General features: G+C 49.0%; 7 protein-coding genes. 5 read left to right on the forward strand and 2 right to left on the reverse strand.

Annotation, left to right across the window (positions count from 1 at the left end; translation table 11 throughout):
* The first annotated feature begins 64 nt into the window (after positions 1-64).
* Entirely contained in the window at positions 65-3,091 is a 3,027-nt protein-coding gene (locus BMZ54_RS23550; RefSeq protein WP_089918060.1) for a glycosyltransferase family 117 protein, read from the forward strand.
* A 282-nt stretch (positions 3,092-3,373) separates the two neighbouring features.
* Here the strand turns inward: BMZ54_RS23550 and BMZ54_RS23555 are convergent, their stop codons facing one another.
* Both BMZ54_RS23555 and BMZ54_RS23560 read right to left on the reverse strand, forming a co-directional pair.
* Positions 3,374-4,519 (reverse strand): glycoside hydrolase family 88/105 protein, encoded by a 1,146-nt coding sequence (locus BMZ54_RS23555; RefSeq protein WP_089918061.1) that lies wholly within the window; start codon positions 4,517-4,519, stop codon positions 3,374-3,376.
* Between the two features lie 46 nt (positions 4,520-4,565).
* Positions 4,566-5,618, reverse strand: a complete 1,053-nt coding sequence (locus BMZ54_RS23560) for a phosphatidylinositol-specific phospholipase C (RefSeq protein WP_089918063.1) — start codon at positions 5,616-5,618, stop codon at positions 4,566-4,568.
* 515 nt (positions 5,619-6,133) lie between these two features.
* On the opposite strand from BMZ54_RS23560, the gene BMZ54_RS23565 reads away from it, so the two are divergent.
* The 4 genes from BMZ54_RS23565 (at position 6,134) to BMZ54_RS23580 (ending at position 13,376) form a co-directional block, all read left to right on the forward strand.
* Positions 6,134-6,739 carry an RNA polymerase sigma factor gene (locus tag BMZ54_RS23565; RefSeq protein ID WP_089918065.1) on the forward strand — a complete coding sequence of 202 codons (606 nt, stop codon included), beginning with the start codon at positions 6,134-6,136 and terminating at the stop codon, positions 6,737-6,739.
* Positions 6,740-6,839: 100 nt separating this feature from the next.
* Positions 6,840-8,027, forward strand: coding sequence for a FecR family protein (locus BMZ54_RS23570; protein ID WP_162277654.1), 1,188 nt, complete (start codon positions 6,840-6,842; stop codon positions 8,025-8,027).
* 268 nt (positions 8,028-8,295) lie between these two features.
* Complete coding sequence (locus BMZ54_RS23575) at positions 8,296-11,751, forward strand: SusC/RagA family TonB-linked outer membrane protein (protein WP_238386666.1); 3,456 nt, start codon at positions 8,296-8,298, stop codon at positions 11,749-11,751.
* Positions 11,752-11,774: 23 nt separating this feature from the next.
* Positions 11,775-13,376 carry a SusD/RagB family nutrient-binding outer membrane lipoprotein gene (locus BMZ54_RS23580; RefSeq protein WP_089918071.1) on the forward strand — a complete coding sequence of 534 codons (1,602 nt, stop codon included), beginning with the start codon at positions 11,775-11,777 and terminating at the stop codon, positions 13,374-13,376.
* Positions 13,377-13,384 lie beyond the last annotated feature (8 nt).

Raw genomic sequence — 13,384 nt, forward strand, 5'->3', positions numbered from 1 at the left:
TAAGAAATGATGTTTTATTTTAATAGAGCATAACCCTGCCCTTGCTCAATTAAAACCATCAAACATGAACTTCAACAAGATCAACAACATTACCGGTTGGATCGTGTGTGTGATAGCGTGTACCGTGTACCTGCTTACTATGGAAGCTACCGGCAGTCTCTGGGACTGCGGGGAATTTATAGCCGCCTCTTACAAACTACAGATCCCTCACCCGCCGGGCGCCCCGCTGTTTGTGCTGCTGGGCCGCCTGTTCAGCATGTGGCTGTCGCCCGCGCAGGCTGCGGTAGGGGTGAATGTAATGAGCGCCCTGGCAAGTGGTTTTACCATCCTCTTTCTTTTCTGGACCATTACGCATTTTGCGCGTAAGCTAATGGTAAAGGACAATACCACCATCAGCGGGGAGCAAACATTGTTGATCATGGGCGCCGGTGCAGTAGGTGCGCTGGCCTATACCTTTTCTGATTCCTTCTGGTTCTCTGCCGTGGAAGGTGAAGTATATGCCATGTCATCCCTGTTTACGGCGATGGCTTTCTGGGCCATTCTCAAATGGGAGCAGGAGGCAGACAGGTCCTATGCAGACCGCTGGCTGATACTGATCGCCTACATTATAGGATTATCCATTGGCGTGCATCTCTTAAACTTACTGACCATTCCGGCCATGGTAATGGTATATTATTTCCGCCGTCACAAACCTACGCTCAGGGGCACGCTGCTGGCATTAATGCTGGGCTGTGCCATTACAGGGGTTGTACAAATAGGTTTTATCCAATACCCGGCTAAAGCTGCCGGCGCAATGGATGTATGGTTTGTAAATTCATTGGGCATGCCGTTTAACAGCGGCTCCCTGTTCTTTGTAGTAGTGATGATAGTGGCGCTGGTGCTGGGTATGCGCTGGGCAAAACGCAAGGGACATTACTTTGTGCGGCTGGGGTTATTATGCACTATCTTTTTATTCATTGGTTACTCCACTTACATTACAACGCTCATCCGTTCCAATGCCAACCCGGGTATTGATATGTATAATGTAGATAATCCTGTGGCATTGAAGGGTTACCTGGGCCGGGAGAATTACGGTGATTTTCCGCTGGTGTACGGACAGGTGTTCACCGCCAAACCACAGGACTACAAAGAAACCGGTAATACTTACAGCAAAGGCGCCAGTAAATATGAAGTTACCGGCAAGCGTTATGAGGCCGTGTATGACAGTAAAGATATGATGCTCTTTCCCCGCATCTGGGACACCCAGAACGACCAGGGGCATGTGGATGCTTACCGGCAGTGGCTGGGACTGGCGCAGGGCGAGCAGCCTACGTTTAAGGATAACATCCGCTTCTTTATGGGATACCAGGTGAACTTTATGTACCTGCGTTATTTCATGTGGAATTTTGTAGGCCGGCAAAATGATATACAGGGTTCCGGCAATGTGCGGGATAGTAACTGGGTATCCGGCGTATCCTTCATAGACAACCTGCTGTATGGCGATCAGAGCAAGCTGCCGGATAGTCTGAAAGAAAATAAAGCGCATAACACTTTATTCTTCCTGCCGCTGATCTTAGGCATATTTGGCTTGTTGTACCATTACAAACAGCGGCGGAAAGACAGCCTGGTGGTGGGGCTTTTATTCTTCTTCACCGGCCTGGCTATTGTGCTCTATATCAATCAGCCCGGTAACCAGCCCAGGGAAAGGGATTATGCCTTTGTGGGCTCTTTCTATGCTTTTGCCATCTGGATAGGGCTGGGGGTATTGGCTGTGCATACCTGGTTACAACAGCGGGCCAGGCTAAAATTCGTATATGCGGCGCCGGTAGCGCTGCTTACCTGCCTGCTGGCCGTGCCTGCCTTGATGGCTTCCCAGGAGTGGGATGATCATGACCGTTCCCAGAAAGTGCTGGCCCGTGATATTGCCAAAGATTACCTGGAGTCCTGCGCACCCAATGCTATTTTGTTTGTAGCAGGCGATAATGAAACGTACCCCTTGTGGTATGCACAGGAGGTTGAAGGCATCCGCCCGGATGTGCGCGTGATCCATACCAGCCTGCTGAGCGCCGACTGGTACATTGAGCAGCAGACCCGGCGCACCAATAAAGCCGGCAAGCCGGTAGCTATGAGTTGGGGGGCCGATCAATATAAAGGAGATAAGCATAATTACATACTGTACCATGATGCCGGTATTTTTCCGCAGGATAAATTCTACAACCTGAAAGAGGTGATGGCCTTTATGGGTAGCGATGATCAGCGCGCGCAGCTTATGACCAGCAGTGGTGAATCCATGAACTACCTGCCCTCCCAGCAGTTATTCCTGCCGGTGAATAAAGCGCAGGTGCTGGCGAATGGTACTGTATCTGCGGCAGACAGTGCACGGGTAGCCCCGCAGGTAACCTTCCGCATTAACAAGAATGCGTTATATAAGAACGACCTGGCCATGCTGGACATTATTGCCACCAATAACTGGGAACGGCCCATTTATTTTGCCAACCCGTTTATTCCGCGTGGCACCGGTTTGGAGAACTACCTGGAAAGTGAGGGCATGACCTACCGCCTGGTGCCTTTAACACCACTTGCGGACGATGCTGCCGCCGCTGCGGTAGATGGTGTGCCGGTAAACTCAGGAAGAATGTATGATAACCTGAAAAAATTTGCATTCTGCAGCGCGGATAAAAAAGGCGTTTACTTTGATGAGCCCAACCGTAGCATGCTGCAGCAGCTGCGCTCCACCTATACACGCCTGGCTATTGACCTGGCAGCCAAAGGTGATAAAACAAAAGCGCTGCATGTGCTGGATACCATGGACCGTAACATACGCGAAGATAATTATGCCTATGGTATGACCTCGCAGGGAAATTCGCACAACATGAGCTCCATGCAGGTAGCCTATGCTTATTACCTGGCCGGTAACCCGGAAAAGGCGGAAGCGATCTCAAAAAAGATCATCAAAGATTGTGAGCAGCAGATCGCCTATTATGAATCTTTACCGGATGATAAGCTCACGAATGACCTGCGTACCGATTATCAACGCGCTACAGAATATATTATTCCGCAGCTGCAGAAAATGAAGGCAACCTTTGGCAACAAGCCCGGAAAGCTGTTGTAGGCGGCCCGCAGGGCCGCCTACACGGACCACGGACCATGGTCCACGGTCCACGGTCTGCGGTTGGGGGATGATGTCCTTATGTTGAATTAGTTTAGATTAATTAGCATACTAAAAGTAAAAGCAAGCATTAAAATGAAGCTCAATGCCATTTTAATGCTTGCTTTTTTATTGAGAGATTAAGATTAAGTCCATCGTACTACACCACGGGGCTGCTTTACGAAGTACTAATACCTCCGCACTACGCCATGGACTGTGGACTATGGACCATGGACCGCTACGGCGTTACCTTAGTAACGCAGTAGCACACCACAGCACAGGCGCCTGGCCATGCAGGTCGCCGGTAACACGGCCGCGGTCCAGGTAATACTGGTGATCATTCTTTTTATTGGTGCCTTCACATACTTCGCGGATGTTATTGTTCTCATCCAGGTAAGTGATCAGCTTCAGCCAGCCTTTACGGGCAGCCGGGCCATAAGTGGCAGCATCCAGCCAGCCGTTCTTTACGCCGGTGATCATAGCAAAGGTGAACATGCCGGTGCAGGAAGTTTCCGGCCAGGAGCTGGCATCATCCACCAGCTGCCGCCACATCCCATCTGCTGCCTGGTATTTTAATAAAGAGGCCATCATGGTCTTATATCCTTTCATAATGCGGGCGCGGTCAGGATTATTTTCGGGCAGGGAGCGTAACAGCTCGCTCATACCGGCTGCCATCCAGCCATTGCCGCGGCCCCAGAAATAAGGCACATCCGGTGCATGGTAAAAAAGGCCGTTGGGGCGTTGCAGGCTATCCAGGTACAGCACCATTTCTTTGGCGGCGCGTTCTATGTATTTCGGATCATTAGTAGCGCGGTAAGCCTGGGCCTGCACTGCAGTGATCATATACATATCATCGATCCATAAACGGGTTTGCCCGGTATAACCCTGGTGGTACCATTCCATTGCCTGCGGAGTGGCGCGGGCGCCTTCCGGTGCGCTCCATTGCTGGTCGGCTATTTGCCGGCCCAGGGTTAAATATTTCTGATCTTTGGTTTGCATATATAATTCCAGCGGTACTGCGCCGAACACGGTATTGTCTACATGCACCGCTTCCGGCACCATGGATGATTCTGTAGTGAACAGCGGGATAAAACGTTGTTCCAGCTTATCTAACAGGGCCTTATCTTTTGTTTCTTTGGCAAAGGTTAGGGAGCCATACCAGGCGCAGGTTTCCGGGTAAATAATAAATTTAGAAGGACCATGTCCGACATTGCCGTGAGGGGTTTCAACAAAATGTTCCGCCACACGTTTGCCAACTTCCTGTGGTGTGCTGCCTTTAGGAAAATCTTTAAAATAAGCATTGGCCTTTTTGGATTGCGCAGCAGCGCCGGTGTTAACAGCTGCAGTAAAGAACAAAACCGCCATCAGGCGGTACAGGGTGGGTTTCTTCATAATCGTGTTATTTATTAGGAATAACAAGATAATAAAGCCGCCGCTTTTATTCAGGGTTATTTAACACGTAAATGGCCTGCGCCTCTCTTTCAGTAACCGGCTGAAAGTTAGTGCTAATAATAAGCGAAGCCTTGGTAGCATCCGCAAAATCCATCGCCACAATGCCAAACCGCCCGCGCTGGTTAGCCGTAAAAAAGCGGATGATATTGTTACCCATAGCCAGGGATACTTTTTTAATATTGGGAATGCGTAGGAACGCGCGCGGTTTATACCCACTCAGGAAATTAATATACAGGGCTTCGGTATTTACGGAGCTGGCTTCTGTAAGCAGCGCATTGCTGTTGCTCCATTTAATACGGTTACGTGGCACCAGGAACTCATCCTGCACCCGCAGCTGCGTAGGGCCGTTATTGATAGTAAAGGTGCGGTTCCGGGCCCAGCCGGTAGCATCAATCCCCTTATCTTCATTTTTAGCAGTAAAGCGCCGCAGCAATACAATTTTGCCCCTGGCTTCCTGCAGGGTAGGGATGGTAGGGCTTAAATACCATTTATCTGCATACCGTTTTGCATAGGTGTCAAATGTTTCCTCAAAAGAGCGGGTATTATTAACAGAGCGGTATTCTTCCTTAATGCTCATGATAATACATTCACCGGGGTGGCGGTCCAGGAACTCCGTACAGGCGTGCATCACAGCATCAAAATCAAGCCGCTGGTACACAATGCCGTGATGAATGGAGAATTTATTATCAATGTGGCGGCAGCGCACATCCAGGAAGCGGATGCCGGCCTCCAGCTGTTCGCTGATAGTTAATGTCTGGCATTTGGCGGTTTTGCCAAAACGCTCGTAACGCGCGCAGGCATTGTGGGAGCCGGGCAGGGAAAGGTGTGTAAGGTTCACATTACCAGGCACCATCTCCATCCAGCCGCTAAGCGGAATGCTGGCCGGATACGCCGGCGTAGAGGTTTTAAAGGAGGCGTGCTTGAAATAGGATGCCGCCTCCGGGCGTGCTTCGTAAACAGGTAGCTCTCTGGTGCAGCCAATCAAACAGATCACTGCCACCATGCAGGCGGCGGCAGCAATGAACGGTTGCTTATTCATAGTAGCAGTTGTAGGTTCCACAAAATTACGTTCAGCTATCTGTTTAACCAGCTATAGCCACGTGGTATAACAATTTGGTAATACTATCTGATATTTACTATACCACTTTTGTTATTTATACAATATAAGGCAGAACGCAATTAAAAGATGAAAAAATATGATTCGCCGGAATTTGACTGAAAAGAGACAAATTTTCTATTAATTTAGTTCCTGCAGTTTCCAGGGAAGCTTCACCTATTTTATTGAAACCGAGCATGATAAACCTTTCCTGTCATACAGGAGAACCGCCAGAGGGGGGCGTCATGAGCACCTAGAAAAATGGATAGCTTGTGTATAAAGCAAATGAAGAACGTTCCTATGAAGGCAAAACAGGTTTTCCAACCGGCCAAAAGGAGCAAATCGGAGCAACAGATCTGTCGGTACCATTGAACAGCAGTGCTTTTAAGCAGCTTGTCCAACCGAAAGTGGAACAACATAAGAGTCTAAATCGTCGCAACAAACATCTAACGGGTGAAATGCAACAGAGCACCTATAATGAAACCGAATTGTTTAAGCGTATAGCTGAAGGAAATGAGCCCGCCTTTCGTCAGCTATTTGAGATGTACCGGCAACGGCTCTTCATTTTTGCATACCAGTTATCGCATTCTACTGTTGATGCTGAAGAAATTGTACAGGACATTTTCTTAAAACTTTGGGAGAACAGGACGCAGCTGGCGCTTGTCAGCTATCCCCGTAAATATATTTATACCATGGCGCGCAACCGCGCCCTGGACCTGCTGGCAGCCCTGGCCAAAGATAAAAAGGCCATGCAGGCTATTTGGGCCAACCTTTCCCCTTTACAGAATGTAACGGAAGAGCTTTTGCAGGCGCAGGAGAGCCAGCGGCTTATTAACGAAGTGATTGCCCAGCTGCCGGAGAAAAAGCAGGCCATTTTCTGGCTCAGCCGCCGGGATGGATTGTCGCACCAGGAAATAGCCCGGCAAATGGACGTTTCCGTGCAAACGGTGAAAAATAATCTTACGGACATATTAAAATATGTAAGGCTGTACCTCTCCAGGCATGCACAAGTATTATCCATTGTATGTTGCTGGGTACAGATGATCCTATATAATCGGCATTAGGAATGTTCTGACACATAGCAGAAAAAAATATGTATTTTCTTCCCGGTACTATCCCTTTTTAAAACAGTCTGTATAAGTACAGAGTACAAAAATGTCAACAATGACGGGGAATTCCGACCGCCTCACCTATTTGTATAGGAAGTATATTGATGGAACATGCACGGAAGTAGAATTGCAGGAGTTTTTTGAATACATCGGCCAACCGGGAATGAAGGAAAAGCTGGAAGCGCTGGCAGATGAACACCTGGAAAATATTCTTCCCGGATCGGCAGAGCCGCCCATAGACTGGGACTATATGTATAGCAGGGTTACCCGCAATGCACTACCGGCAACGGGTACACAAGGTAAAGTAAAGCGGTTATTGGCATGGCCTGCCGTAGCAGCAGCCTCCATCATAGTTCTGATGGCGGCTACCGGGCTTTACTTCCTGTTCAGAGAAAAACACCATGAGCCGGCATGGGCGCATAACCGGTTTCAGAACGATCTGCCGCCGGGTAACAGTAAAGCGGTATTAACGCTGGCCAACGGCACCTCTATAGCATTGTATGAAGGAAGCAGCAGCTTTCTTTCACAGCTGGAAAATACCAAAGGGCTGAAGCTGAACAGCGGAGAGCTGGTGTACGAGCCACCCTCCGATGTTGCCGCCACAGCAGGTTATAATACGCTTACCACGCCCAGGGGCGGCCAGTTCAGACTGGTATTGCCGGATGGCAGCAAGATATGGCTGAATGCCGCATCGTCCATTACTTACCCGGTAACCTTTACAGGCAGCAGCCGTACAGTAACCATTACCGGGGAGGCTTACCTGGAAGTGGCCAGGAACCCGGGGAAACCATTTAAAGTAATGGTGAATGGGATGGAGATAACCGTGTTGGGCACTTGTTTTAATATTAATGCCTATACGGACGAAGCAGGGGTCAGCACCACACTTTTAGAAGGAGCAGTAAGAGTAAGCAGGGGAAATAATATACAGGTGCTGCAACCAGGCCAGCAGGCGCAATTACAGCCCGACGGCACTTTCCGCCTGATGCCGGATACCGACACTGCCGCTGTTACCGCCTGGAAGAACGGCATGTTTGCCTTTAATGATGCAGATATCGCCTCTATAATGCGGCAGGTGAACCGCTGGTACGATGCAGAAATTGTTTACACCAGCGCCGTATCACAACATTTTGTGGGATCCATACCCAGGGATGTGCCGGTTTCCAAGCTGCTAACTATGCTGGAGCTAACCGGAAGGCTCCGTTTCAGGATAGAAGGCAAAAAGATAATAGTAACGCAACCGTAGTAAATATTATATAGCTAAACCAAAGTAAGGTAATCAACCGTAAACCGTTTTCAAGTAACTATTGAACGTCATCATTTTACCGTTAAGTAATTCGTATTAGACTTGTTATTTTATCACCTTTAAAACAGCCAGCATATTAATGTAGAGAAAACAACAAAATGAATACCCTTAAAAGGAAATAGGAATGTTGGTCGCATTCCCCTATTACCCTGTGGGTGATCTAAACCATCGTGTTCTGAACATTTATTAATCAACCAAAATCTAATCTATGATCTTCGCCGTCTGGTGCAGAGGCAGGCTTGTTACATCATTCCTGTCACTGGTATTATTACTCGCTATTTGCCTGCCAGTAAGTGCCGGTACCTTACAAAGCATTACCCTTTCTTTAAAGGACATTACCCTGGACAGGGCTTTCAAAGAGATACAAAAACAAACAGGCTACTCCTTCCTATACTCAAGAGAAGACCTGGAAAAAACCGAACCTGTCAACCTGGAAGTAAAAAATGTAGATCTTCAATCCGTATTAAAACTCTGCTTTCAACATCAGCCGCTTACCTACAACATTGTAGATAAAGTGGTGATCGTAAAAAGAAGCGCCGGCTCCACCAATGTAAGCTCAGTGCAAAGCATGGCACCTATGGCTGTACAGGGGCCTGTGAAAGGAGTGGTGATCAGCTCTGATGGCGGTCCAGTACCCGGCACCGTTATCCAGATAAAGGGCAAAAGCTCGGGTACCGTTACGGATGGGGAAGGCCGCTTTGAGCTGAACGTACCCATTGGCACTACGCTGGTGATCCGCTCTGTAGGCTATGAGCCGCAGGAAATAAAAGTGGAAAGCGAGGCGTCCCTGCGCATTGTGCTGAAAGTAAGCAACAGCATACTGGAAGAGGTGATCGTAACCGCCGGTGGTATTAAATCCAAACGCCGTGAGGTAGGTACCGCCAACACTACTATTAAAGCAGCCACGCTGGTGGCCGGAAAAGCAGTGAACATTGCCGGCGGCTTACAGGGTAAGGTAGCAGGTTTGCAGATCAATGCCACCAATGGTGGTGTAAATCCCAACTACCGTTTGATATTAAGAGGCCAGCGTTCCTTAACCGGTAACAACCAGGCACTGGTAGTATTGGACAACGTAATTGTACCTAACACGGTATTGGGTAACCTGAACCCTGAAGATGTGGAAGACCTGACCGTGCTGAATGGCGCTGGTGCAGCCGCTTTATACGGTTCACAGGCATCTAATGGCGCTATCATCGTAACCACTAAAAAAGGTAAGAACGGCATCACACAGGTAAAAGCATCCAACACTACCACCATTGAATCGGTAGCCTACTTTCCCAAGCTGCAATACGGTTTTGGAGCAGGTGGCAGCGCTTATGGCTATGATGCTAACGGCAAGCCGCTGTTCTCCAACCTGGAAAACCAATCTTACGGCCCTGCATTTGACGGCTCCAAAGTGCCGCTGGGCGAGCCGCTGGAAGATGGCAGCCAGGATTCCGCTATGTATAGCGGCAACAATGAGCACAACAATTTCTGGCAGCATGGCTTAACCAACCAGACGGATTTTTCCGTTACCAGCGGTGATGATAAATCTACCTTCTACCTTTCGGGCCAGTATGCTACCATAAAAGGTACTACGCCTAAAGATAAATTCAACCGCACCACCTTACGCGCCAACGGTACCCGTAAAATAGGCAATAAGGTAAGCAGCACTTACGCTATTGGCTATACGCAGAACAGGTGGGATATTACCACGCAAACCGCCAGCATGTACGCTAACCTGCTGAACATGCCGCAGAACGTGGATATTACCAAGTATAAGAACTGGCAAACCGACAAGTTTGCCAACCCTAATGGGTTCTATAATCCCTGGTACCAGAATCCTTACTTTACCCTGGATAACAACCGCTCCAAAAGCCGGAATGATTATTTAACCGGTAACCTGGAGCTGAAATATTCCCCGGCCGAGTGGGTTGACCTGACGGTACGCCAGGGTATTGCTACCCGCAACTACTCCGGCAAAACCTGGCAGGGCGCGTTTGATTATACGGCTTATGCAGAAACAACCAGTGGAGCTAAAACAGATATCCCTGCTGCGGTTTCCGATGAAAGCGGTTATATCACAGAGCTGCTCAGCGATGCATTTGCGCAGTTCCGCAAGGAGTACGGAGATTTCAGCTTTAACCTGATCACCGGTGGCCAATGGCGCCAGGATGAATCCAAGTTCGTAAACATTAATGCAACCGGCTTAACCATCCCGGACCTGTATAACGCCAGTAACACTACCTCTAACCTGGGCGGTGGTGAGGTGAATTATAAAGCCCGCCAGATGGGCGTTTATGCTGATTTCCGTATCGGCTATAAGAATTTCCTATTCCTGCATGGTACCGGCCGTAATGACTGGGTTTCCATACTGGCGCCTGATAACCGGTCTTTCTTCTACCCATCTGTGGACCTGTCTTTCATAGCCAGCGACGCTATTACCGCATTAAAGCAAAGCCGCACCATTACTTACCTGAAGCTGAGAGGCGGCTGGTCAAAAGTAGGCCAGGTGAACCTGGGTAATGCCGGTGATTTTGGCGCGTACTACCTGCAGCCCACCTTTAGCCAGGCCAATGGTTACCCTTACAATGGCGTAGCCGGCTATACGGTGAATAATACGCTGATCTCCTCCAGCCTGAAGCCGGAGATCACCAAAGGTTATGAAGCAGGTTTTGATTTAAACCTGCTGGACGACCGTATTACTACCAGCGTAACCTGGTACAGCACCAAAACCGATAACCAAACGGTAAATACTACTGTGTCCAGCGCTACCGGGTTCTCCGTTTTTCGTGTGAACAGCGGGCAAACCACCAGCCGCGGCCTGGAAGTAACCACACACGTAACCCCCATCAAAACGGCTGACTGGGATGTAACCGTAGGTGGCAACTATACCTTCCTGGACAATAAGGTAAATAACATCAGCGCGGATCTGCCCCGGTTATCACTCTCTGCCTATGGCAATGGTACCGGTTCCTATGCCGTAGCCGGCAATATGTTCCCGGTAATTATGGGTAAGGATTACAGCCGCGATCCGGAAGGCCACGTGATCGTGGACCGCATTACCGGTACACCTAAAACAGATGATACCATTAAGATCCTGGGTAATGCAGTGGCGCGCCATCGCCTGAGCCTGGACCTGAACGTACGCTTCAAACAGTTCCGTTTATCTGCCCTGTTTGAATACCGCGGTGGTTACATGGTGTTTAATAATATGGGTGGTGAGCTGGATTGGTCCGGCACCGGTTACAGAACAGCAGCGTTTAACCGTGACCGTTTTGTATTCCCGAACTCCGTTTATGAAGATCCCAACCACCCGGGCCAGTACATTAAGAATACCAACATCACCGTTACTGACGGTAATGGTAACTCCGGTTTCTGGACCAATGATGAAAACCGTACGGTGGCCTCTAACTATGTTACCTCCGGCGATTTCTGGAAGATGAGGGAGATCGCATTGTCTTACGACGTGCCGGCATCCTTCCTCAGCAAGATCAGGGTTGTTAAAGCCGCCACTATTAGTGTGCAGGCACGTAACCTGTTCATCTGGCTGGCCAAATCAAACTATTATACAGATCCTGAATACAGTGATGCAGGTAATGACAGCAACGGTATAGGCCTTACCGGTCTGGGGCAAACGCCTCCTTCCCGTTTTTACGGCGCCACCCTGTCATTGACATTCTAACTGCATCTTAAAAAATCAGAGAAATGAAAAAACGCTTACTACTTTTTATATCCATAGGAATGGTTGTGTTGGGAAGCTCCTGTAAAAAATACCTGGATATCAACACCAACCCGAATACCGCTACCTCCGCTACGCCGGAAGTAGTGCTGCCGCAGGCAATTGTATATACTGCTGCCAACATCAGCAGCTTTAACAGCTACGGCTCCCAGCTGGTAGGTTATGCCGCCAACGCCGGTGGCTACGGTGGTTTTGGTGCAGCGGTCACCTACAATTTCAGTAATGCTACCAGCACCGGTTTATGGACCTCCTCCTACGACCTGCTGGAGGATTTCCAGTACGTGATACAACAAACAGATACCATAGCGGATTACGGTTACTTTAATGCGGCAGCCCGCATTATGAAGGCTTTCAACTTCCAGCTGCTGGTAGATACTTATAATGATGTTCCCTACAAGGAGGCATTAAAGGGCGTTAATGAGCTTACACCCGCTTATGATAAGGCAGAGGATATTTACAAGGACCTGGCCATACAGCTGGATTCTGCCATCATCATCATTAAAAATACACAAGCCAGCCAGGAAGGCAGCAGCACCAGTAATGTAAAAGACCTGGGGAGCAGCGCAGATCCGATGTTTAAAGGCGATATGGAAAAATGGAAACAGCTGGCCAACACCCTTAAGCTTCGCTTAATGATACGTGCAGGCGGCAAGGTTACTTTTGCCAACACCGCTTTTGATGATGCCGGCTTCCTGACCACTGACGCTATTATAAACCCCGGTTATTCCAGGGATAACAACAAGCAAAACCCTGCCTGGAACACCTGGGTATATACCTCTACCGGCAGCGCAGGCAATAAAGCCTGGATACCTACCAAATGGATCCTTTCATTTTACAATGGTACCAAGCTGGATGATTACCGGGGGTATGCCATTTATTACCAGTTCCCGAACACTACTGCTAACCAGCTGGGTTTTGAAAGTAACAGCGTACCATCTGCACCTGCAGGCAGCGCCTGGTTATCCGGGGCTAATGCAGGCAGCGACAGGGGCAGCACCTCTGCAGGCGGCAGTATTGGTATTTTCAAAGCGCCCAGTGCCGGTGAGCCTTTAATGCTGGCAGCCGAAAGCTTTTTATTGCAGTCAGAAGGGGTGGTAAGAGGCCTTGTTACCGGCGATGCAAAAGTGTTGTTTGATGCCGGCGTGCTGGCTTCTTTCAAATATGATTATATGAAACCGGACGGCACCTTTGACCTGGCTGGCTGGGATCCGCAGGTGGATTATGATGCTTACCTGGAAAATAATCCGGACAACTACCTGGTGCATTTTGAGCTGGCCACCACGCAGCCGCAGCAAATAGAAGCCATCATTACCCAGAAGTATGTGGCGCTGAACTTCATACACGGGCATGAAGCCTGGAATGAATACCGCAGAACACATTACCCTGCTATTACAAATGGCTCTTCAGACGCGCTGAAAACATTTGCTTCCACACAATCTATCAGCACCCGTCCTGACAGGCTGCCTACCCGCCTGCTGTACCCGAATACGGAATCATCCAACAACGGCACTAACATGCCTAAGGGGATCAATCCTTTTTCATCACTTATTTTCTGGGCAGCACAGTAACGGAGAGT

Source organism: Chitinophaga rupis, from assembly GCF_900109685.1.
GTDB classification, from domain to species: Bacteria; Bacteroidota; Bacteroidia; order Chitinophagales; family Chitinophagaceae; genus Chitinophaga; species Chitinophaga rupis.